The organism is Synechococcus sp. CCY9202, assembly GCF_034931685.1.
Classification (GTDB): Bacteria; Cyanobacteriota; Cyanobacteriia; order PCC-6307; family Cyanobiaceae; genus CBW1002.
Window position 1 is genome coordinate 153790 of sequence record NZ_JAYGID010000030.1, and the last position, 22686, is coordinate 176475.

Annotated in this window: 20 protein-coding genes and 1 pseudogene; 14 read left to right on the top strand and 7 right to left on the bottom strand. The window is 66.5% G+C overall.

All coding sequences use genetic code 11. The features are described from left to right. The first annotated feature begins 2 nt into the window (after nucleotides 1–2). Nucleotides 3–956 carry a methyltransferase domain-containing protein gene (locus VB777_RS04850; protein ID WP_323247412.1) on the top strand — a complete coding sequence of 318 codons (954 nt, stop codon included), beginning with the start codon at nucleotides 3–5 and terminating at the stop codon, nucleotides 954–956. Here the strand turns inward: VB777_RS04850 and pheA are convergent. Then, nucleotides 953–1852, bottom strand: coding sequence for a prephenate dehydratase (gene pheA / locus VB777_RS04855; RefSeq protein ID WP_197158910.1), 900 nt, complete (start codon nucleotides 1850–1852; stop codon nucleotides 953–955). The two genes, VB777_RS04850 and pheA, sit on opposite strands and share 4 nt — an antisense overlap. A gap of 57 nt (nucleotides 1853–1909) precedes the next feature. On the opposite strand from pheA, the gene VB777_RS04860 reads away from it, so the two are divergent. Then, nucleotides 1910–2434: a DUF1997 domain-containing protein gene (locus VB777_RS04860; protein WP_197157130.1), complete on the top strand. Its 525-nt coding sequence runs from the start codon at nucleotides 1910–1912 to the stop codon at nucleotides 2432–2434. On the opposite strand, the gene VB777_RS04865 is transcribed toward VB777_RS04860, so the two are convergent. The 3 genes from VB777_RS04865 to VB777_RS04875 all read right to left on the bottom strand — a co-directional run bounded on the left by VB777_RS04865 (nucleotide 2373) and on the right by VB777_RS04875 (nucleotide 8073). Next, complete coding sequence (locus VB777_RS04865) at nucleotides 2373–3026, bottom strand: ribonuclease HII (RefSeq protein WP_323247459.1); 654 nt, start codon at nucleotides 3024–3026, stop codon at nucleotides 2373–2375. The genes VB777_RS04860 and VB777_RS04865 overlap by 62 nt on opposite strands. A gap of 10 nt (nucleotides 3027–3036) precedes the next feature. Continuing rightward, entirely contained in the window at nucleotides 3037–5091 is a 2055-nt protein-coding gene (locus tag VB777_RS04870) for an Rne/Rng family ribonuclease (protein WP_323247414.1), read from the bottom strand. Nucleotides 5092–5397: 306 nt separating this feature from the next. Further along, a complete protein-coding gene (locus VB777_RS04875; RefSeq protein WP_323247461.1) occupies nucleotides 5398–8073 on the bottom strand; it encodes a TIGR03960 family B12-binding radical SAM protein in 2676 nt (891 codons plus the stop codon). A 196-nt stretch (nucleotides 8074–8269) separates the two neighbouring features. Here VB777_RS04875 and VB777_RS04880 point away from each other — a divergent pair, with 196 nt between their 5' ends. The 3 genes from VB777_RS04880 (at nucleotide 8270) to VB777_RS04890 (ending at nucleotide 10802) form a co-directional block, all read left to right on the top strand. After that, nucleotides 8270–9496: an LL-diaminopimelate aminotransferase gene (locus tag VB777_RS04880; RefSeq protein ID WP_323247416.1), complete on the top strand. Its 1227-nt coding sequence runs from the start codon at nucleotides 8270–8272 to the stop codon at nucleotides 9494–9496. Nucleotides 9497–9633: 137 nt separating this feature from the next. Continuing rightward, on the top strand, nucleotides 9634–9975 hold the full coding sequence (clpS, locus tag VB777_RS04885; RefSeq protein ID WP_323247463.1) for an ATP-dependent Clp protease adapter ClpS: 342 nt from the start codon (nucleotides 9634–9636) through the stop codon (nucleotides 9973–9975). After that, nucleotides 9972–10802: a CPBP family intramembrane glutamic endopeptidase gene (locus VB777_RS04890; RefSeq protein WP_323247418.1), complete on the top strand. Its 831-nt coding sequence runs from the start codon at nucleotides 9972–9974 to the stop codon at nucleotides 10800–10802. The genes clpS and VB777_RS04890 overlap by 4 nt, the downstream gene beginning before the upstream one ends. Nucleotides 10803–10870: 68 nt before the next feature. Here the strand turns inward: VB777_RS04890 and VB777_RS04895 are convergent, their stop codons facing one another. Beyond that, the gene (locus VB777_RS04895; protein ID WP_323247420.1) at nucleotides 10871–12469 is read right to left on the bottom strand and encodes a photosystem II high light acclimation radical SAM protein; all 1599 of its coding nucleotides are present in this window, start codon (nucleotides 12467–12469) and stop codon (nucleotides 10871–10873) included. Between the two features lie 261 nt (nucleotides 12470–12730). On the opposite strand from VB777_RS04895, the gene psbA reads away from it, so the two are divergent. Then, complete coding sequence (psbA, locus tag VB777_RS04900) at nucleotides 12731–13810, top strand: photosystem II q(b) protein (RefSeq protein ID WP_197156957.1); 1080 nt, start codon at nucleotides 12731–12733, stop codon at nucleotides 13808–13810. A 153-nt stretch (nucleotides 13811–13963) separates the two neighbouring features. Here psbA and VB777_RS04905 read toward each other — a convergent pair whose 3' ends face one another. After that, a complete protein-coding gene (locus VB777_RS04905; protein WP_322757716.1) occupies nucleotides 13964–14857 on the bottom strand; it encodes an SMP-30/gluconolactonase/LRE family protein in 894 nt (297 codons plus the stop codon). A gap of 117 nt (nucleotides 14858–14974) precedes the next feature. On the opposite strand from VB777_RS04905, the gene VB777_RS04910 reads away from it, so the two are divergent. Together VB777_RS04910 and VB777_RS04915 are read left to right on the top strand one after the other, a co-directional pair. Next, nucleotides 14975–15835, top strand: a complete 861-nt coding sequence (locus VB777_RS04910; RefSeq protein ID WP_323247423.1) for a bile acid:sodium symporter — start codon at nucleotides 14975–14977, stop codon at nucleotides 15833–15835. Nucleotides 15836–15951: 116 nt separating this feature from the next. After that, entirely contained in the window at nucleotides 15952–16896 is a 945-nt protein-coding gene (locus tag VB777_RS04915; protein ID WP_323247425.1) for an HAD family hydrolase, read from the top strand. A 68-nt stretch (nucleotides 16897–16964) separates the two neighbouring features. Here the strand turns inward: VB777_RS04915 and VB777_RS04920 are convergent. Continuing rightward, nucleotides 16965–17936 (bottom strand): annotated as a pseudogene (locus tag VB777_RS04920) (helix-turn-helix domain-containing protein); the annotation flags it as partial. Between VB777_RS04920 and VB777_RS04925 the strand changes: the two are divergent. From VB777_RS04925 to VB777_RS04950, 6 genes are all read left to right on the top strand, one after another. Continuing rightward, nucleotides 17935–19440 carry an arylsulfatase gene (locus VB777_RS04925; RefSeq protein ID WP_323247427.1) on the top strand — a complete coding sequence of 502 codons (1506 nt, stop codon included), beginning with the start codon at nucleotides 17935–17937 and terminating at the stop codon, nucleotides 19438–19440. The pseudogene VB777_RS04920 and the gene VB777_RS04925 sit on opposite strands and share 2 nt — an antisense overlap. 26 nt (nucleotides 19441–19466) lie before the next feature. Beyond that, a complete protein-coding gene (locus VB777_RS04930; RefSeq protein WP_323247429.1) occupies nucleotides 19467–20462 on the top strand; it encodes a formylglycine-generating enzyme family protein in 996 nt (331 codons plus the stop codon). Nucleotides 20463–20465: 3 nt separating this feature from the next. Continuing rightward, entirely contained in the window at nucleotides 20466–20870 is a 405-nt protein-coding gene (locus tag VB777_RS04935) for a DUF1622 domain-containing protein (protein WP_322757721.1), read from the top strand. Next, nucleotides 20867–21253 (top strand): YidH family protein, encoded by a 387-nt coding sequence (locus tag VB777_RS04940; protein WP_322757722.1) that lies wholly within the window; start codon nucleotides 20867–20869, stop codon nucleotides 21251–21253. Before VB777_RS04935 ends, VB777_RS04940 begins: the two co-directional genes overlap by 4 nt. Nucleotides 21254–21313: 60 nt before the next feature. Further along, the gene (locus VB777_RS04945; RefSeq protein WP_323247431.1) at nucleotides 21314–22201 is read left to right on the top strand and encodes a sodium dependent transporter; all 888 of its coding nucleotides are present in this window, start codon (nucleotides 21314–21316) and stop codon (nucleotides 22199–22201) included. Nucleotides 22202–22301: 100 nt separating this feature from the next. Then, nucleotides 22302–22686 (top strand): transposase (locus VB777_RS04950; protein WP_323247433.1); only part of this gene is annotated, 385 nt, incomplete at its 3' end.

Here is a 22686-nt window from a genome sequence, read left to right on the forward strand (position 1 = left end):
ACATGGCGAATCTGACCCTGCCCCTCGTGGGGACAGCCCTGCTGGCCGGGGGGCTGGTCGGAGCATTCTGGCTCTGGCAGCGCCAACGGCGCAGCTTCTCCAGCACCGCCAGCGTGGCGGCGGCCTACGACCGCTGGACCGAAGACCAACTGCTGGAGCGGCTCTGGGGCGAGCACGTGCACCTGGGCCACTACGGCAATCCGCCGCGCCGGTGCGACTTCCGCGCCGCCAAGGCCAGCTTTGTGCATGAGCTGGTGCGCTGGAGCGGACTCGACCAGCTGCCGCCGGGCAGTCGGGTGCTCGACGTGGGCTGCGGCATCGGAGGCAGCGCCCGCATCCTGGCCCGCGACTATGGCTTCAACGTGCTGGGCATCAGCATCAGCCCCGCCCAGATCGCTCGTGCCCAGGCCCTCACGCCAGCCGAACTCACCTGCCGCTTTGCGGTGATGGACGCCCTGGCCCTCGATCTGGAGCCCGCCAGCTTCGATGCCGTGTGGAGCGTGGAGGCCGGTCCCCACATGCCGGACAAGCAGCGCTACGCCGATGAACTGTTGCGGGTGCTGAAACCGGCGGGCCTGCTGGCCGTGGCCGACTGGAACCGGCGCGACCCAGCCGATGGACACCTGAACCGCGTGGAACGGTGGGTGATGCGCCAGCTGCTCGAGCAATGGGCCCACCCGGAGTTCGCCAGCATCCGCTCGCTGCAGCACAACCTGGAAACCAGCCCCTGGGGCGGTGGCATCCAGATCACCTCCGGCGACTGGAGCCGCCAGACGCAACCCTCCTGGATCGAGTCGATCCTCGAGGGTGTCCGCCGGCCGGGGGCAGTGCTGGGCCTCGGCCCAGGCGCCGCCCTGCAGGGCCTGAGGGAAACGCCGACCCTGCTGCTGATGGACTGGGCCTTCCGCACCGGAATGATGCAGTTCGGAGTGTTCCGCGGCCGGAAAGGCAGCTAGGCGGCCTCTGCGTTGGCGGGAGTCGCCGCTGCAGCAGTATCCGCTGAGTCCGCTTCGGCGAGGCTGGTGATCGGATAGGCCCCGAACAGCATGACGTGCTCACACAGGGGCCGCAGGCGGTCCAGAGCACGCTCCAGCCGGGCGGTGGCGTCGGTGGGATCCGACGCGATGAACTCCAGATCGACAAAGAAGATGTATTCCCCCATCTCCCGTTTGGATGGGCGCGATTCGATCCGGCTCATGTTGAGACCCTCGGCGGCGAAGCACTGCAGGGCCTCCAACAACGCGCCGGGGCGATTGGCCTGCAACGAGAAGGCGAGGCTGGCCAGCGCACCAGTCCGGGCGCGGGGACCGCGGCGCAACAGCAGAAAACGGGTGCAGTTGCCCGGCACATCATTGATCGGATAGGCCAGCACCTCCAGGCCATGCTCAGCGGCGGCCTCGCGCGACGCAATGGCTCCGCGGAAGCGACTGCCGGCCACCAGCCGGGCCGCCTCGGCGGTTGAGCTGGTCGGCAACTGCACAGCTGCGGGCAGCTGGGCCGCGAGCCACTGGCCGCACTGGGCAAGGGCCTGGGGGTGGGAGAGCACTTCGCTGATGTCGGCCAGGCTGCCGCTGCCCATCAGAGCGTGGCGGATGGGCAGCACCAGCGCCCGGGCAATGGTGAGATCGGGATGCTCCCACAGCGCATCCAGGCAGGTGGTGACACCACCTTCCACCGAGTTTTCCACCGGCACCACCGCCGCCTCACAGTCCCCATCGGCCAGGGCCCGGATCACAGCACGGATCTCCCGCTGCGGCACCAGCTCAGGATCGGCGATGCCCTCCAGGCGCGCCAGATGCCCGGCCGCCTGTTCGCCGTAGGTGCCCGTCGGACCAAGGAAGGCAAGGCGCATGGGCTCGGGACTGCTCACGGTGGACCGATAAGATCATGCCGCGTCGGCCTGCCGGCCATGTCCGTGGCCTTCAGCGCCAGCCAGTCGCTGAAACTGTCCCTGCCCGCCGAGGACTGCGATCGGGTCGGGCTGCTGCCCCCCTATCTCGACGATGAGGAGCGCGTCATCGGCGCCCTGCTCGATCCCAGTCAACTGGAACGATTGGAGGCGGGTCGCTACCGCTACGCCGTCACCCGGCTGCAGGTGTTCCAACTGCAGATTCAGCCGGTGGTGGTCCTGCAGGTGCGGCGCCAGCCTGGCAGGATCGAACTCAACGCCATCGACTGCGAGCTGGAGGGGCTGGGCCTGATCGACGACTTCCAGCTCACCCTGCAGTCGTGGCTGGAGGCTGCGGACACCGGTCTGGAGGGGGAGGCCACCCTGGCGGTGACCGTGAGCCAGCCGCCGCTGCTGAAGCTGATTCCCACCAAGGTGCTGGAAGCCACCGGTCACTCGGTGCTCAGCCGCATCCTGCTGGGCATCAGAACCCGGGTGGGGCAGCAGCTGCTGGGGGACTTCCGCGACTGGTGCACGCAGGCTTGAGAAAACTGCGGCGGTGCAGCGCGGTGGGCCCCAGCCGCTGCAGGGCCGCGCGATGCTGCGCAGTGCCATAGCCCCGGTGCCGTTCGAGGCCATAGCCGGGGAACTGCAGGGCCAGCCGTTCGAGCAGGGCATCGCGGCACTGCTTGGCGAGCACGCTCGCCGCCGAAATGGCCGGGCAGCTGGCATCGCCGCCCACCAAAGCGCGCTGCTCACCGGACCAGCCCCGCAGGGGCAGGTTGCCATCCACGAGCACGAGCTGGGGCCGCCTGGGCAGGCGTTGCAGAGCGCGGTGCATCGCCCGCTCCGTGGCCGGCCGGATGCCATACCGATCGATCTCGGCAGCACTGGCCTGACCGAGTGCCCAGGCGAACGCCTCGGCCTCGATCAGCGGCACCAGGGCAGCGCGGCGGCGGGCCGTGAGCTTCTTGCTGTCGGTGAGCCCCGCAGAGACCAGAGTCTGGAATGCCTGGGCCGGCAGGATCACCGCCGAGGCGAACACCGGGCCGAACAGGCAGCCGCGTCCCACCTCGTCCACGCCAGCACAGACGAGCGGATCGCGATCCTGCCAGGACTCCGGCCGCTGCGCCACCATGGCACCGAACTCAACCGCTGGCTGAGGAGCGGCGGCGGCGGCGGCGGGGCTCGCCATTGTCCTCGGGTTCCGCAGCGGCTTCGGCGGCAACCGCCGCGGGAATCGCCACGGCCACTGGCTCAGCAACGGCCGCTGACGAACGGCTGCGACTGCGGCGAGGCGCCGGATGGCTGGAGAAGGAATGGCTGGGCACGGTCACCGTGACCACGTCTTCGGGACCCTGATCAACGGGCAGGGGCGTAATCGCCACCGAGGCCGGTCCGATCGGGGAGGACTCGCTGACGATCGAACCGGCACCGACCTGGGTCGCCAGCGGAGCGGCATCCCCATGGCTGCGGCCGTTGCCGCTGGCGTCACCGCCTCGACCACGGCGGCGACGGCGCGGGCCGGAGGCCGCCATCTGCTGGCGGGCCTCCTCCAACACCAGTTCGGGATCAACACCTGGACGGGCGATCCGCACCACAACATTGTCGGAAGCAGGGGGCGAATCCAGCAGCAGGGAGGGATTGAGGCCCATCCAGCCATACACCAGCTCCTGATCCGGCTCCATCGGCACCACCACCACCTGGGGCTCCTGGCGCCGCGGGCCGGACTCTGTCGCCGAAGACGGGATGGCAGCCGGCACCTCGACCGGAGCCGCGCCCTCGGAGCTGTCCTCGATGGCGCTGGGGAAGGTGGTCAACTCAGGCAGCTCACTGCCAGAAGCCGCACGACCGCCCCGGCCTCCACGCCGCCTCCGGCCACTGCCACCGGCCTCCGCGGCTCCGGGACTGGCCACCTCTGCCCGGGCCGATGCCGCCGAACGCACCAGACCGGTCATCGTGGCCAGGGGCTGGAGCGTGTCCTGGCCGGGCAGCACCGCCACGTGGCCAAGACCGCCACAGCTGGGGCAGGCGCGGCCGAACAGCTCGTAAAGATTCTGGCCCTGCCGTTTGCGGGTGAGCTCCACCAGGCCCAGCTCGGTGAGCTGGGCAATCTGGGGACGGGCCGCATCGTGGCGCACCGCATCGGTGAAGTACTCGAGCAACTGCAGTTGATCACGGCGCGAGTCCATGTCGATGAAGTCGATGATCACGACCCCACCGATGTTGCGCAGCTTCAGCTGGCGGGCAATTTCAACCGCCGCCTCACAATTGGTCCACAGCACCGTTTCCCGGGCGTTGGCGGAACGGGTGAAGGAACCGGAGTTCACATCGATCACAGTGAGCGCCTCGGTGGGCTCGATGATCACGTAGCCGCCCGAGGGCAGATCGACCCGGGGCTTGAGCGCATCGCGGATCGCCGCATTGACGCGGAAGTGCTCCAGGATCTCGCCGGGCTCCTGGTGATATTCGACCAGGAGATTGGCCTGATCCGCGCCCAGGAAGGCATTGACCCGCTCCACCGCTTCGTGGGTGTCGACCACCACCCGCACCACCTCAGGCGTATAGAGATCGCGCAGCACCCGATGGACGAAATCCTCATCCCGGTTGAGCAGGGTGGGCGGACTGGCGGTCTCGGCGGCCTGCTGGATGCCTTCCCACTGGCGCAGCAGGGATTCGAGGTCGTCGATCAGCAGATCTTCGCTGACGCCCTCGGCTTCGGTGCGGATCAGCAGGCCAGCGCCGGGGGGCTTGATCAGGACGCCGAGTGCCCGCAGGCGGTTGCGCTCGTTTTCGCCATTGATCCGGCGGGAGATGTTCACCCCCTGGCCGTGGGGCTGGAGCACCAGAAAACGCCCCGGCAGCGTGAGGTTGCCGGTCAGGCGTGGGCCCTTGGTGCCGGTGGGTTCCTTCATCACCTGCACCAGCACGGTCTGGCGCGGCGCCAGCAGCTCGGTGATGCCGGCAGCCCCCTTGCGGAGCCGGAGTGGACCGAGATCGGTGACGTGAATGAAACCGTTCTTTTCGCTCTCGCCGATGTTGACGAAAGCAGCGTCGATCCCGGGCAACACGTTTTCGACGGTGCCGAGATAGACGTCACCAATCTGGTAGCGGCCCTGGGCCACGACCAGTTCATCAACACGCTCGTCGTTGAGAACCGCGGCGATCCGCAGGTGCTCGGCAATGACGATCTGCTGGGGCATGGAAAAATTCTGGGCTCGAAAGAGCGCCGCCAAGGGTGAATCGACCCGCCCCTCAGAGGACCCTGCGAGGCGATGGCGCGTGCGTCAGCACGCCGGTGGGACTGTCAGCGGAACGGCAAGCCAGCGACAGCCCATCCGGAAGAAATTGAAGACGCAGACGCGCTGCGTCAGGCGAGCCGCGGAGGAACGTCCGGGGAAGTGGGTCGCAAGGGAGCGACTTGTTCGAAGAAACGTTCTGGCGGCGGAATGCTCGATCCGACCGTCGTTGGGGAGACCGGCGAACTTTTCTGCCGTCCTGCAGGCAAATTAGCACGCTCGCAAGATCAGCCCCTGCCGCTGGGTTCTGGAGGCCCGCAGTCGACAGCCCAAAGCCTCGCCAAGCCAGTGGATCACCTGCTCCGGCCGCAGACTGCGCCCCTGGGGATCCACCCAGGCCCGGACAGTCACGACCGCTTCAGCGGCATTCAGGCCGGCGTCAGCGCTGGTGTCCACGGCGAGGTCGAACAGATAGGGCCGGCAGTCCCGCTGCCGTGGTCGGCCTTTTTTATCGGTGTCCTCCCAGAGGAGCGCATCGGCCTCCAGCAGCGCCGCCACAGCCTCCTGCCAGCGCTGCCATGGCACCGGCTCCGGCTCCACGGGGCTGGCCGTGAACCGCCACAGGGCCGCTTCGACCTCCTGGGACAGGCTGGGGCCGAACACCGCCACCTCCCCGACCGAGAGCAGGCAGAACTCCGCAGGCAGCTCAACCTGCAGCGCCTGGAGCACCGCCGCCGGATCGCAGGCCTCGGTGAACTCCAGATCCATCCATTCCCCCAGTCCTTCCACCCCCAGCGGCAACGAGAGCGCGAACTGCAGCCGGGGCAGGGGGTGAAACCCACCGGTGAAGCTCACCGGCAGACCGCTGCGCCGCAGGGCCCTCTCCAGCAGCCGCACCGTGTCGAGATGGCTGATCAGGGCCAGGGAGCCGGTCTTGGCGAACCCGAAGCGCAGCCGGAACACCCGCTCGCTGGCCGGGGCGCGCTGTGCCTCCAGGGGGGGAATCGGCGGCGGCGCGATCACCACGTTATGACCCAGTTCCGGCCCGCAGACACCGCAGCTGCTGCAACCGGCGAAGGAACAATCCGGCACCACCAGGGCCGCCAGGGCCCGTTGCAGATCCTCGGCCAGCCAGCGCTTCTCCAGCCCCGCATCGATGTGATCCCAGGGCAGGGGCTGGGCGCAGAACGCCTCCAGGTCCTCGACCGAGAGGGCCTCGGCGCTGCTCCAGGCCCCCATCTCCAAGGCCCTGTAGCGCCCCCCCAGGCCGGCCGCCTCGATGGCGGCGGTCCAGGCGGCATGGGTGCGATCGGCCGACTCGAACCAGGCATCGAGGCCGGCGCCGGCCCGCCAGGCCGCCTCGAGCACAGGCGCCAGGCGTCGATCGCCGCGGCCAACGAAATCCTCGATCGCCGAGAGGCGCACATCGGTGAAATTGGTCTTGATGCCGCGCAGCTGGCGCAGGGCGGAGCGCAACAGCTGCTGACGCCGCACGAACTCCGCGGTGGAGACGCTGTGCCACTGGAAGGGCGTGTGGGGCTTGGGCGTGAAGTTGCTGATCGTGAGGTTCAGCTCCAGCCGGCCCAGATCGGCGCAGTCGCGTTGCAGGGCGCGGCAGGTATCGGCGATGCCGAGCACATCGGCATCGGTTTCACCCGGCAGACCGATCATGAAATAGAGCTTCACCTTGCGGTAACCGCTCTGCATCGCCGTGCGAATGCCCCGCAGCAGCTCCGCGTCGGTGAGGCCCTTGTTGACGATGTCGCGCAGGCGCTGGGTACCGGCCTCCGGCGCAAAGGTGAGCCCCCCCTTGCGGGTGCCGCCGAGGATATGGGCGATGTTCTCGTCAAAGCGATCCACCCGCTGGCTGGGCAGGGTGAGGCTCACATTGCGCTCGGCCAGCCGGTTGCGCAGTTCCACACCCACCGCGGGCAGGGCCAGGTAATCGCTGCAACTGAGCGAGAGCAACGAGAAATCGCTGTAGCCGGTGCGGCGCATCCCCTCCTCCACCGCCTCGATCACCGCCTCGGGTTCGACATCGCGGGCCGGACGGGTAAGCATGCCCGGCTGGCAGAAGCGGCAACCACGGGTGCAGCCGCGCCGGATCTCCACCGTGAGGCGGTCGTGCACCGTTTCGATGTGGGGCACCAGCCCCATGGCGTAGTGGGGCATCGGCGTGGCGGTGCGGCGCTGGATCCGTGGCGGCAGCCCTGGCTCCATGGGCTGCAGGCTCACCCCATCGGCAGCTGGGCCGTAGAGAGCCGGCACGTAGACACCCGGTACCTGGGCCAGATCGCGCAGCAGGGCGCGGCGGCTGAGGCCGGCGGCACGGGCCTCCGCCACCACCAGGCCGATCTCCGGCAGCAGCTCCTCGCCATCGCCGAGGGCGACGAAATCGAAGAAGGCGGCATAGGGCTCGGGGTTGCTGGTGGCCGTGGGACCACCGGCGAAGATCAGGGGCGGCGCAGCGGGATCATCCAGAGGCAGATCTCCCCGATCGACGGCGCGGATCGGGATGCCGGCCAGCTCCAGCATCGTGAGGATGTTGGTGCCGCCCAGTTCGTAGCTGAGGCTGAAGCCAAGGATGTCAAAGGCCGCCAGGGGGCGGCGGCTCTCCACCGCGAACAGGGGCTGCCGCCGGTGCCGCAGCCGGTCGGCCAGATCGGGGGCGGGCAGGTAGGCCCGGTCACAGAGCTGAGCGGGAAGGGAATTGAGAATCGAATAGAGAATGATGTGGCCGGTGTTGCTCGCCCCCACCTCGTAGACCTCGGGATAGGTGAGGGCCCAACGCACCCCAGCCGCTCGCCAGTCGCGCTCCCAGTCGCGCGGCATCACCCCCAGCTCGTTACCCAGGTAACGGGCGGGCTTGCTGATACCCAGATCGACCAGGGCATCGAAATCGATCGGGGCAGAGCCAGGGTCGACAGAGACAGCTCGGGCAGCCACTGCGTCGTCAGCAACAGCCGTGGCGGAGGAAGCGGTGGAAGGCACGGCGGGCACGGCTTGGCAGAGCTTGATGCTATGCAGCGCCGCAGACGGCACCAGAGCCGGTGCTCTGCTGGGCAGCTCAGCAGAGCAAAGGCCGCTGCCGTAGGACAATCCCCCCAGCGATTCCCGCTGCGGCGCAGCCCCCCCTCTTGCGATGGTTCAGGTCAACGGCAACTACCTCAAGCTCAAGGCGGGCTATCTGTTCCCCGAGATCGCCCGACGGGTCAAGGCCTTCAGCGAGGCCAACCCCGAAGCCGCCATCATCCGCCTGGGCATCGGCGATGTGACCGAACCACTGCCCGAGGCCTGCCGCATTGCCATGAAGGCCGCGATCGACGCGATGGGCACCCGCGAGGGCTTCCACGGCTATGGCCCCGAACAGGGTTATCTGTGGCTGCGCGAGAAGATCGCCGCCACCGACTTCCAGGCCCGCGGCTGCGCGATCACCGCCGAGGAGATCTTCGTTTCCGACGGCTCCAAGTGCGACAGCAGCAACATCCTCGACATCCTCGGCGAGGGCAACCGCATCGCCGTGACCGATCCGGTGTATCCGGTGTACGTGGACAGCAACGTGATGGCGGGCCGCACCGGCGAGGCCGATGCCGCGGGTCAGTACGGCGGGCTCACCTACCTGCCAATCAATGCCGAGAACGGCTTCACTGCTCAGATCCCCAGCGAAACGGTGGATCTGATCTACCTCTGCTTTCCCAACAACCCCACCGGCGCGGTGGCCACCAGGGAGCAGCTCAAGGACTGGGTCGACTACGCCCGCGCCAATGACGCCCTGATCCTGTTTGATGCCGCCTACGAGGCCTTCATCCAGGACCCCACTCTGCCCCACTCGATCTACGAGATCGAGGGGGCACGGGAGTGTGCGATCGAGTTCCGCTCCTTCTCCAAGAACGCCGGCTTCACCGGCACCCGCTGCGCCCTCACCGTGGTGCCCCGCGGTCTGATGGGCACCGCCGCCAATGGTGAGAAGGTGGAGCTGTGGGGCCTGTGGAACCGGCGCCAGTGCACCAAGTTCAACGGGGTGAGCTACATCGTGCAACGGGGTGCCGAGGCCGTGTATTCACCCGAAGGGCAGACCCAGGTGAAGGCCCTGATCGACTTCTACATGGAGAACTCCGCGATCATCCGCCGCGAACTCAGCGCCGCGGGACTGCAGGTGTACGGCGGCGAGCAGGCCCCCTACGTCTGGCTGAAGACCCCCGAGGGCGTGGATTCCTGGGGCTTCTTCGATCGGCTGCTGAGCCAGGCCCATGTGGTGGGCACCCCCGGCAGCGGCTTCGGTGCCGCCGGCGAGGGCTACTTCCGCCTCTCGGCCTTCAACAGCCGCGCCAACGTGGAGGAAGCGATGCGCCGGGTGCGGGCCCTGTGAGTCAGGTGATCTCCAATCCGGCCCTGCAACCGCAAGCCCAGGGCGAATCGATACAGTTGGCCCTGGTCATGCTGGAGTCCCTCATGACGCCTCCTTCCCTGGTGCTGCCTGTGGCTGATGCCTCCAGGATCCACGTGTTGGATGCTGCCGCTGGCGCCAACCCACACGCCACTGCCACACCCAGCAGTTCCCCCGGCGGGGCGGCGGTGATCGAGAAGACGACGGAGCGGGTGCGCAAGCCCTCCCCCCGGTACAAGGTGCTGCTGCACAACGATCCGGTCAACTCCATGGAATACGTGGTGACGACCCTGCGCCAGGTGGTGCCCTCGCTCAGCGAGCAGGACGCGATTGCCGTGATGCTGGAGGCCCACAACACCGGCGTGGGTCTTGTGATCGTCTGCGATCTGGAGCCGGCGGAGTTCTACTGCGAAACCCTCAAAGGCAAGGGACTCACCAGCACGATCGAACCGGAGACATGAGCCTGGCCGGTGCCGCCGGTCCCTGGCGCTGGCTGGCGGGGCTGCTCTACGTGCCCCTGCTCTATGGAGCGGGATGGCTGCTGGCCCTGCCCCTGCCCCTGGAGCCACAGGATCGCCCCCTGATCGGCACCGGCTTCACTCTGGCCCTGTTCCTGCTCAGCCTGCCCCTCTGGGTGGGCCGGATGTGGCGGCAGCAGGCCCCCTGGACCTCGCTGGGGGTGCTCGGCCCCGCACCGGCTGTGCTGCGGGCGCTGCTGCGGGGCCTGCTCAAGGCCCTGCTGTTGTTGCTGGTCCTCAGCCTGGCCCTGGTGCTGGGCGGCTGGGCCCGCTGGCAAGGAGCCGTGTCACTGAGCGATTGGATCAACGCCCTGCTGCTGATGCTTGGGGTGGGCTTCGCCGAGGAACTGGTCTTCCGCGGCTGGCTGTGGGGCGAACTCACCCAGCTGCTGGGGGGCAGCCGCACGGCAGGCCAGCGGGCCCTGCTGGCCCAGGCGGTTCTGTTCAGCCTGGTGCACACCCGCTTCAACCTGGGTCCGGCGGCCCTGCTGGCCCTGCTGGGCGGACTGGGGCTGCTGGGCCTGGTGCTGGGCCTGCAGCGCCGCGCCGATGGGGCACTGCTCTGGGGCGCGATCGGGCTGCACGGCGGCCTGGTGGGGGGCTGGTTCCTGCTGCAGGGCAGCCTGCTGCAACTGTCCAACCAGGCCCCGGCCTGGCTGGTGGGTCCGGGGGAGGTGGCACCCAATCCGATCGGTGGGTTGGTGGGATGGCTCGGCCTGGGGGCACTGCTCTGGGTGCGGCGGCGTTGGTGGGCCCAATCAAGCGGCTGAGCGTTCGGCTGGTTGCCTGGTCAACGGACTGCTTGACCAGGCACTGCCTTCTCAAAGCACTGATTAACTCAGCGCACCGCTGTCGCAAGGGCCCGGCGCCCTTCCACCGGCGCATGCAGGGCCTCCTCCAGGGGAGCGGTGCCGTAGTCGCGCTCGAGCAGGGCCATCACGGTGCGACCGAAATCGGCGGGGTTGCGTTCGAAGGCCTCCAGACAGATCCGGCCGAAGGTGCTGCCCATCGGCTCGGGGTTCCAGAGCAGCTTGCGGGCCGTCCAGGGGAGCATGCTCATCGGGTCGTAGCCCGGCTGGATCAGACCCTGCTCGAAGCCGTACTGCTCCAGATGGGTGTGGGGCTGCAGGCCGATGAAGAAGATGGCCGGTTCCACCTTGTCGGCGCCGAAGATCTTCTCCAGCTCGCGGTGGTAGGCCACGGTCTGGCGGATCGTCTCGGGCCGCTCATCGATCACGTTGAACGAATAGTTCACCGACACATGCTCCCGAAAGCCGGCCCGGGCCAGCAGGCGGCAGTTCTCCAAAACAGTGCGCAGGTTGTAGCCCATGCGCATCTTGCGCACCAGTTCCTGGGAGCCGGAGGTGATGCCGATCTCGAAGTAGTCCATGCCGGTGGCAACCATCAGCTCGGCCAGCTCGGCATCGATGTTGTCGGCGCGGATGTAGGCGGCCCAGCGGATGTCGGTCATGCCGTCGGCCTGGATCGCCCGCAGCAACTGCTTGGCGTCTTCGATGTAGCGGCGGGCGGGGATGAACTGGGCATCGGTGAACCAGAAGCCGCGCACGCCCCGGTCGTAGAGCTGCCGCATCTCCCGCACCACCTCCTCCACCGGGTTCACCCGCACCGCCTTGCCTTCGACCACGGTGTAGACGCAGTAGCAGCAGTTGTGGGGGCAGCCGCGCTTGGTCTGCACGCCCACGTAGAAATCGCCCCCCTCCAGATACCAGTTCAGCTGGGGCCAGATCGTTTCGATGTAGGCGTAGTCGCAGGCGGTCTTGCTCAGGCTCAGCGGCTGCTCATGAATCAGGCCGGGCCTTGGCGCTTCACCCACCACATAACAGCGCTCGCCACTGAGGGACTCCCCCCGCAGCAGCTTCTCCAGCAGGGGCTCGCCCTCCCCCACGGACACCACCGTGCCGCGGGGCAGGCTGCGGCCCAACTGCTCGTAGAACACACTCACGGCGCCGCCACCGATCACGGCACGGGCCTCGGGGGCAAAGCGCCGCGCCCGCCGCAGCCCGCGGCGCACCAGGCGCAGGTTGCGCCACAGCTCCCCGTAGAAGGCACCCATCAGCCGCAGACCTCCCATGGCACCGCGCAGGCGCCGCAGGGGATTGCGGGCGTAGAACACCTCAAAGGAATTCTGCAGCGGATTGCCGCCACGCCCATCCACCGGCGCATAGATCTGAATGTCTCGCCAGGAGAACACCAGCAGGGTGGGCCGGAAGGCCTCGATCGTGTGGAGCAGCACCCGCTCCACATCCAGCACCGGCAGGGCCGCCAGATCAAGAATCCGCTGCGGCAACGCCGGGAAAGCCTTGTGCAGATGATCGGCCAGATAGATGGGCCCGATCGGGAAAATGGGATTGCAGGGCAGGCGCACCAGCAGAACCCGTTGCTGGCTCGGGGCGCTCCGATCAGGCAGGGTGCTCACTCCGATCCGGCTCCAGCGGGGTCAATGGTCAGCGGATGTGGACGCTAACAAGCACGTCCGAAGGGCGAGGGGGCCAGCCCCGGGACAGAGGGAGGGGAAGCCGCCCATCTCAGAAACTTCATGAACCCCCTTTACAGATCCGCAACATTCCGTTACGGTCATTGCCAGGCGGAGCACCGCCGTGGAGGGGTTTCCCTCAGCGGATCCCCGTCCATACCTCTTCCGGAGCCTCCGGGCCCTGGATTACCAACCCCTGTTCTCATGACCACCACTCTCCAGCAGCGCCAAGGCGCTTCTGCGTGGAATCAGTTCTGCGAGTGGGTCACCTCCACCAACAACCGCCTCTATGTGGGCTGGTTCGGTGTGCTGATGATCCCGACGCTGCTGAGCGCCACCATCTGCTTCATCGTTGCCTTCATCGCCGCTCCCCCCGTCGACATCGACGGCATCCGTGAGCCCGTTGCCGGCAGCCTGATCTACGGCAACAACATCATCTCCGGTGCTGTTGTTCCCTCCAGCAACGCCATTGGCCTGCACTTCTATCCCATCTGGGAAGCCGCCAGCCTCGACGAGTGGCTCTACAACGGCGGTCCTTACCAGCTGGTGGTGTTCCACTTCCTGATCGGCGTCTTCGCCTACATGGGCCGCGAGTGGGAACTGTCCTACCGCCTCGGCATGCGCCCCTGGATCTGCGTCGCCTACAGCGCCCCTGTGGCCGCTGCCAGCGCCGTGTTCCTGATCTACCCCTTCGGTCAGGGTTCCTTCTCTGACGGCATGCCCCTCGGCATCTCGGGCACTTTCAACTACATGTTGGTGTTCCAGGCTGAGCACAATATCCTGATGCACCCCTTCCACATGCTGGGTGTGGCCGGTGTGTTCGGCGGCAGCCTGTTCTCCGCCATGCACGGCTCGCTGGTGACCTCCTCCCTGGTGCGTGAAACCACCGAGAGCGAGAGCCAGAACTACGGCTACAAGTTCGGCCAAGAGGAAGAGACCTACAACATCGTGGCAGCCCACGGTTACTTCGGTCGCCTGATCTTCCAATACGCTTCCTTCAACAACAGCCGCAGCCTCCACTTCTTCCTGGCTGCCTGGCCCGTGGTCGGCATCTGGTTCACCGCCCTGGGCGTGAGCACGATGGCCTTCAACTTGAACGGTTTCAACTTCAACCAGTCGATCCTCGACGGCCAGGGCCGTGTGGTGAACACCTGGGCCGATGTGCTGAACCGCGCTGGTCTGGGCATGGAAGTGATGCACGAGCGCAACGCTCACAACTTCCCGCTCGATCTGGCCGCCGCTGAAGCCACCCCCGTGGCTCTGATGGCTCCTTCGATCGGCTGAGGTCAAGCTTCAACCAACAGGCGGTTGAATCTTCAATCTCCTTTCTCGCCCTTCTCTCAAAGAGAAGGGCTTTTTTGTGTCTTGGGCTCGGATCGATCTGATCCATCAGCCGGTAAAGCGGTCAGCCGGTAAAGCGATCAGCCGGTAAAGCGATCAGCCGGCGAAGCGATCGGCCGCGGGGCCGCATACCCCCACATCCGCGCAGAACAGGCCTCCGGCCAACGGCTGCTGGGCGCAGGCCTCAGTCCCGAGCCCGCGGCGCGCCGTGGTGATGAACAGACGATCCAGGGAGGGGCCTCCAAAGCAGCAGGAGGTGATCTGGGTGCAAGGCAGATCCACGATCCCGATGCAATCGCCGGTCTTGGGGTTCCAGCGGGTCACGGCCGAACCTCCATACAGGGCAATCCAGAGCATGCCCTCCTGATCGATGGTCATGCCATCGGGAAGGGCGTTCCAGTCGGCGGGAATCTGCAGGCAGATTCGAGCAGGGCCGGCAAGCTCACCACCAGGGGTGATGGGATAGGCCACCACCTGCAGTGAGGGGGAATCGATCAGATAGAGACAAGACGCCTCCAGGTCCCAGGCCAGACCATTGGAAATGCTGAGGTTGGGCACCAGGCACCGACTCTGCAGCGATGGCTCCAGGCACCACAAGGCACCGGCCCCCGGGGTGAAATCCAGGGCCATCGAGCCCGCCCAGAAGCGGCCCCAGGGGTCGCACTTGCCATCGTTGAACCGGTTCAGGGGTTGATGGCGTTCCGGATCATGCAGCGCCGTGAGCTGGCCAGAGCTGGGATCGAGTCGGTGGAAGCCGTTGGCGCAGGCCACCAGCAGATCTCCCCGCTCCGTGGGGACCACACAGCCCACCATGCTGCCCAGATCGAGCCAGCGATTGTCACGGGTCTCCACGTCAAACAGACCGACCCGGTTCGCCTCGATATCAACCCAGAGCAGACGATTGGTCTCCGCCCACCAGGTCGGCCCCTCACCCAGCAGCGCGCGGGCGTCCAGAACGCACTCGGCGGACCAGCGGGGGAGCGAAGCCATCGACGGATCACCGCTGGCCGGAGTCTGACGCGTTGCTCTCTGCTCAGCCGGAAGGGGTAATCAATTTAGGTTGACGCCGATGCCGATCGCCCTCGGCCATCCCGCCGCTGACCCTGGATGATCGCCTCCATCACCCTGTTCACGATCATGTTCGCCCTGGGGATGGGCCTGCAGCCCCAGGCCTTCGGGTCCATCCGTGAACGGCCGGCCCTGTTTGCCCGAGTGCTGGTGGGCTCCTGCGTGGTGGTGCCCCTGATCGCCCTCGGGCTGCTGCTGCTACCGATCAGCGCCGCCCTCTCCACACCGGCTCGCCTGGCCATCGCCTTGATGGCGATCTGCCCGAGCGCGCCCCTGACCCTGCGCAAGGCTGGTAAGAAAGGCGGCGACAGGGAACTGGCCGCGGTGCTGCAGGTCGACGCCGCCGTGGCCGCGATCGCCTCAATCCCCGTTCTGGCGGATGTGTATCGGGCCGCCTTCGCGGTTCAAAGCTGGGATCTGGGGCCACAGGAGGTGGCCCAGCAGGTGGGCCTGTCCCAGGTGCTGCCTCTGCTGCTGGGGTTGGTGCTGCGCCAGCGCTGGCCGCAATTGGCGCAGCAGTGGCAAGGACCGCTCGACAAGCTCGCCAACGCGCTGCTGGTTCTGCTGCTGGCCGTGGTGCTGGTCACCACAGGCCCCCTGCTCCTTCCCTTCGTGACCGCCAACTGGATCGCACTGGGATTGATGGCGACCCTGGTGGCGCTTTGCCTGGGGCTGGGCTACGGCCTCGCGGGAGCCACACGCCACGAGCGGATCACGGTCTCCCTGGTGACCTCGATGCGCAACCCGGGGCTGGCCCTGCTGTTTGCCGGCACCTATGCCCCTGAGCTGCCAGCCATCAAGATTGCCATCCTCGTTTACGTGCTGGTCACCGTGGTGCTGTCGATTCCCTTGCTGCAGACGCTGAACCGTCAGCCAGCCCAGGAGATAGTGAACAGTTGATGGCAGTCCGCCCCTGGTTCCGGCTCGCTTCCACCCTTCTGGTCGCGGCATGGCTGAGCATGACGGCCGCTCCAGCGCGATCGGAGCAACGAGCTGGCGAAGCGTCCGCGTCAGCCTTGCTGCCCTCCTGGCGTCAAGGCGCCGCCCGCGAGCGTCTGCTCGATTTCCTGCGCACGGTCACCACGGAGGGGGGAGAGGGCTATGTGCCGCCCGAGGAACGGATCGCCGTGTTCGACAACGACGGCACGCTCTGGTCGGAGCAGCCGATGTATGTCCAACTGGCCTTTGCGATCGAGCGCGCCCGTGGGCTGGTGGATGAGAGGCCGGAGCTGGCGGCCCATCCGGCCGTGGCCGCCGCCATCGGCCCGGATGGCGAAGCCAGGATGCGGAACCTCGGCATGGAGGGGCTACTGGAGCTGGTGGGACTCACCCACGCCGGCATGAGCACCGACGCCTTCACCGACCTGGCCCACGCCTGGATCCGCAGCGCCTGCCATCCCACCCTGCGGCGGCCCTACACCTCCCTCCTCTACACCCCCATGCGGGAGCTGCTCGACCTCCTGCGCGCCAACGGCTTCCGCACCTACATCGTTTCGGCCGGCGGCTCCGCCTTCATGCGGGTCATCAGCGAGGAGCTCTACGGGATTCCACCGGAGCAGGTGATCGGCTCCAACATCCGCACCCGCTATGCCCTGCAGAACGGTCGCCCGGTGATCCTGCGGGAGGCCGGGCTGGAGGTGCTGAATGATGGGCCCAGCAAGCCCCTGCTGATCGAGCGCGTGATCGGCCGCCCTCCGATCGCGGCCTTCGGCAACTCCGATGGGGATCGGGAGATGCTGGCGTGGACCACGTCCTTTCCCGGGGCACGGCTGGGCCTGCTCCTCCACCATGACGATGCCGAGCGGGAGGTGGCCTACGACCGGCACTCGGCCTTCGGCAGACTCGACAGAGCTCTCGATGAGGCGTCTGGCCATGGCTGGACCGTGGTGAGCATGCGGGACGACTGGGCGCAGGTGTTCCCGGAGCTGGAGGCGACAGCGGCCGCGAAGGCCTGCCCCTGACGGCCGCGATGCAGGGTCTGGCTTGGGAGTTGGCCGAACAGACGGCGGTAGTCGCGTGCGAAATGCCCCGGGTTCAGAAAGCCCCACTGCAGGGCCAGCTCCGCGATGGACACGGTCTGTGGATCGGCCGCGAGCAGCTCCCGGCGGAGTCCGTGGAGCCGATGCAGCTTGATGTAGGCCATGGGGCCCATCCCGAGATGCTCCCGAAAGCCCTGGAGCAGGCTCCGGCGGCCGGCGTGGACCTGGCGGCAGAGGGCCTCGAGAGTGATCGGTTCCCGGGGATGGTCCTGCACCCACTGCTGCACCTGCTTGACCAGTTCGAACCGGGTGGGAGCTGGGCAGAGGCTGGCATGGCTGTTGGTGCCGTGAACCATGGCCTCCAGCACCAGAGGCAGCAGATCGTGTCTCAGCCGTTCCGGGGGCGCGGCGCAGCTGGAGAGCAGGGTCAACAGAAACTTGCGCAGGCGCCCGTGCCGTTCGGGACTGATGCGGAGGCAATTGGAGGTGAGGGCACTGGATTCGACATCAGCCCAGCCGAGTTCGCTGCTGAAGCGCTTCAGGCGGCTGCGCTGCAGCATGATCACGCCGAGATCGAGCACCTCCAGCGTGGAGAGGTGAACATCCGAACAGACCGTGAGACCGAACAACATGTCCGGGAGCACTGCCACGCCATGGGCACGCAGCGGCGCACTGGCCTGGTGCTGCTGCCCAGGGTTGAGCACGAGGGCCACCATCTGCTGATCGGCGGGTTTGGGTCCCGTGATGTGAAGCCTGCGGTTGACCCGCAAGCGCAACAGGCGCAGGGGTCCGAGCGTCCTGACGGCCAACTGACCGCCCATCTCACCACCGGAGAGCTGGCAGGGCTGCAGATCCAGGCCAGCCTCGACGAGATGGAGGGCCAGCTGCTCAACGCCGTCGAACGACCACAGCCGATCCATCGCAAGGATTGCACTTTTTGAGTGGTCCAAGCCTGCCACCCTCATCACTATGGGCAGGTGGTGTCCTACACGCCCCCTCCCGAGCCCCTCCGCGACAGCCATGCCCAACGGTCAACCCAACATCCTCATCCTCTGGGGCGACGACATCGGCCAGAGCAATCTGAGCTGCTACAGCGATGGCCTGATGGGGTACCAGACCCCCAACATCGACCGCGTCGCCAAGGAGGGCGGCCGCTTCATCCACTATTACGCCGAGCAGAGCTGCACCGCCGGCCGGGCCGCCTTCATCTCCGGCCAGAGCGTGTTCCGCACCGGTCTGAGCAAGGTGGGGCTGCCCGGGGCCGAGCTGGGGTACCGCTCCGAAGACCCCACCATCGCCGAGCTGCTCAAACCGCTGGGCTACCGCACCGGCCAGTTCGGCAAGAACCACTTCGGCGACCGCGACGAGCATCTGCCGACAATGCACGGCTTCGATGAGTTCTTCGGCAACCTCTACCACCTCAATGCCGAGGAGGAACCGGAGCTGCGCGATTATCCCAGGCAGGAAGACTTCCCCGATTTCAAGAAGAACTTCGGCCCCCGCGGGGTGTTGCACTGCTGGGCCAATGGCGACGGCACCCAGCGCATCGAGAACACCGGCCCGCTCACCAAGAAGCGGATGGAAACCGCTGATGAAGAGTTCATCAAGGAGGCCAAGCGCTTCATCACCGATGCGGTGGCCTCCGGTGAGCCGTTCTTCGTGTGGTTCAACACCACCCACATGCACTTCCGCACCCACGCGCGGCCCCAGGACATTGGCCAATCGGGGCGGTGGCAGTCGGAGTATCACGACGTGATGATCTATCACGACAACTGCATCGGCCAGATGCTCGATCTGCTCGATGAGCTGGGCATCACCGATGACACGATCGTGATGTATAGCACCGACAACGGGCCGCACATGAACAGCTGGCCCGATGCCGGCATGACCCCCTTCCGCAACGAGAAGAACTCCAACTGGGAAGGGGCCTACCGGGTGCCCGCCCTGGTGCGCTGGCCCGGCAAGATCGCCCCGGGCACTCTGTTCACGGAGATCGTGAGCCACCTCGACTGGCTGCCCACCCTGGTGGCGGCGGCGGGGGAACCGGAGATCAAGGAGAAGTTGCTCACCGGTCATCAGGTGGGCAGCAAGACCTTCAAGATCCACCTCGACGGCTACAACATGCTCGACTACTGGACGGGCAAGGCCGACAAGAGCCCCAGGATCGAGTTCTTCTACTTCTCCGACGACGGCGACCTCACCGGCCTGCGCTACGACAATTTCAAGATCGTGTTCATGGAGCAGCGGGCCACCGGCACGCTGCAGGTGTGGGCCGAGCCCTTCACGCCGCTGCGGGTTCCCAAGATCTTCAACCTCAAGACTGATCCCTACGAGCGGGCCGACATCACCTCCAACACCTACTGGGACTGGATGCTGGATCACGCCTTCATGCTGGTGCCGGCCCAGACGATCGTGGGGCGGTTCCTGGCCACGTTCCAGGAGTATCCGCCCCGCCAGAAGGCGGCCAGCTTCTCGCTGGAGGAGGTGATGGAGAAGATGACCGCCGCGGCGAGCGGCGGCGGCTGAGGAACGCATCGCTCCGCGGAGTCGCCATGGCCCTGGATCGTTCACCTGCCCCGGCTCTCCGGCCGGGGCGCCCGCCGGCGCGGGACATGGCCTGGATCCCCGGGGGCAGCTTCAGCATGGGCTCCGACCACCACTACCCGGAGGAAGCTCCGGCCCACCGGGTGGTGGTGGTGGGCTTCTGGATCGACCGCTCACCGGTGACCAACGCCCAGTTCCGCAAGTTCGTGAAGGCCACGGGTCACGTGACCCTGGCCGAGCGGCCGGCGGATCCGACGGACTACCCCGATGCCCTGCCGGAGCTTCTGGCTCCGGCCTCGATCGTGTTCGTGCCACCGCCCGGACCGATCGGCACGGGCGACCCCTACCGCTGGTGGCAGTACCTGAGCGGAGCGAACTGGCGCCACCCCGAAGGCCCAGGCAGCTCGATCAAGAACCGCGAGCACCATCCCGTGGTGCATGTGGCCCATGAGGATGCCGAGGCCTACGCCACCTGGGCCGGCAAGCAGCTGCCCAGCGAAGCGGAATGGGAGCGGGCCGCCCGGGGCGGGGTGGAAGGGGTTGAGTTCGCCTGGGGGGAGGAGCTCCACCCCGGCGGCCGGCCCATGGCCAACACCTTCCAGGGGGACTTCCCCCATCACAACAGCCTGCTCGACGGCTGGGAGCGCACCTCGCCGGTGGGGGCCTTTCCGCCGAACGGCTACGGGCTGCTCGACATGATCGGCAATGTGTGGGAGTGGACCGATGACTGGTATCAGCACCATGGCGCCGATGCCGAGGTTCAGCGCCATCAGGACCAGACCAAGACAGGCTGCTGCCCCATCCCCAATCCCCGGGGAGGCTCCCGTGAGGCCAGCATCGACCCCACCTCCCAGCACCAGAGCATGCCCCGCAAGGTTGTGAAAGGAGGATCGTTCCTTTGTGCTCCCAGCTATTGCCGCCGCTACCGACCGTCGGCACGCATGGCCCAGGGAATTGATACATCCACCTGCCACATGGGATTTCGCTGCATCGTGCGGAGCTGATCAATGGGCCTGGCCACCCTGATGGACCTGGGGATGGAGCACATCGCAGAGCCACTTCGGCTGTGCCTGGAATTTCTGTCGCTGCTGTGTGTCGCGATTGGCCTGGTGATCACACTGCTGCAAGGATTCTGGCCTCGCAGCCGACGGCAGAAGGGTCCACGATCCTTAAATCGCAGCCGACTCACCTTCGGCACCTGGCTGTCCATGGCACTGGAGTTTCAGCTGGGCGCCGACATCGTTTCCACCACCGCCACCCCCTCGGAGCAGAACCTGATCCAGCTGGCCACCATTGCCGTGATCCGCACCCTGCTGAATCTCTTTCTGGCCAAGGAATTGGAAGCCGAACAGAAATTGGAAGACCACATCACAGACCTTTTCGCTAGCCCTGTCAGGGAGCCAAGGCGATGACCAACCTCAACAACGAACTGGCCAAAGAGCGCAGCCGGGCAGCGGCCGAGCGCACCATGATGGCCTGGATCCGCACCTGCCTCTCCCTGATCAGTTTCGGATTCGGCCTCGACAAGATCATCGGTGCTATCGAGCGCTCCCGCTTCGAAGGCAGTTCCCATGCCGGAATCAGCGTGCGGCTGATTGCAATCGGATTCGTTCTCACAGGCATTCTGGCGATGGCAGCGGCAACACGCCAACACCTCCGCGTGCTCAAACGACTACAACGGGACGACTTTGTTTATATCAGCCAATCATCAATCGCCATCTTCACGGCCATCGCCCTCACCCTGATTGGGATCGCCGCTTTAGTCCTGCTCCTTGCCGGAGCCGCCAGCGCTTGAGTGGTGAACTGAAGGCCCAGAGCATCACACAACCGCGTCGATCAATCCGCCCCCCTTCCTATGCCACCAATCATTGGCCTGTTGGTGAGTCTCACCATATTTACGGTCATGTTTGCCCTGGGTCTGGGGCTGCGGGGATCCACCTTCGCCCTGAGCCGCCATCAACCGGCAGTGCTCGGCCGGATTCTGATCGGTACCTGCCTGCTGGTTCCCCTGGCTGGACTGCTGCTGCTGGAGCTTCCCCTGGCGGCCAAGTTGTCTGTGCCCGTCAGATTCGCCATCGCCCTGATGGTGATCTGCCCCAGCGCGCCGCTGGCCCTCCGCCGGACGAGCTCACCGGAAAGGGCCTCCGGACTGGCCGCCCGCATTCAGGTGTCGGCAGCCCTGGTGGCGATCCTCTCGATGCCTTTGCTGGCGGGGCTGTTCACCCTGGTCAGGCCGGTGAGTGGCTGGGACATTCGTCCACTGGACATCGCCCTCCAGGTGACCCGGGTTCAACTGATCCCGCTGGCCGCAGGGCTGCTGGTGAAAACCTGGCGACCAGGCTGGGCCGAGCGCTGGACCAGCACCATCAACAAGGTGGCCACGGCGCTGCTGATGGTGATGGTCGTGGTGTTGCTGGCAATCACCGCCGGTCAACTGATTCCGTTCCTGAGCCAGAACCTCTTCGGCCTGCTGGTCATGACCGCCATGGTGGCGATCAGTCTGGGCATCGGCTACGGCTTGGCAGGTCCAGATCCGAAGGAGCGCCCCACGGTGGCCCTGGTGACGAGCACAAGAAATCTGGGGCTGGCCGCTCAACTGGCCGTGGTCTACGGCGCCTCGATCAAGGGCCTGATTCCTGCGGTGTTGTCCTACACCTTGATCAGCACCATCGTTTCCATCATTGTTCTGAAGCTACTGGCAGCCCGCGTGTCGATGGAACAGCCCAAGAGCAGGGCGGGCTAGGAGCCTGTCGCGCATAGATCACCGCCCGCATTCTCCACATACGCCCCTGAATCTGCTCAGATCTCAGTGACTGCAATGGATCTGGTCGATAGCATGGGGCATGAGCAAGCCCAAGACCTTCCGGCCCTGGACTCCGGGACAGACCAGCTTGATGCCGCCGTCGCCGATTGACTGGCTGCCGAGCGATCACCTGGTGTTCTTCCTGCTGGAGCTGGTGGAGGAACTGGACTTTGGGCTGATCATGTCTCCCGCCCGGCAGAAGGATGCCCGCGGTGAGAAGGGGTATGACCCCAGGATGCTGACGCTGCTGTTGCTGTACGCCTATTGCATCGGCATGGCCTCGTCTCGCAAGATCGAGCGGGCCTGCCATGAGGATGCGGCTTTCCGCGTGCTGACCGGTAACCAGCAGCCGGACCACAGCCGCATCAGCGACTTCCGCCGCCGCCATCTCGGAGCCCTGGAGGAGCTGTTTGTGCAGATCCTGC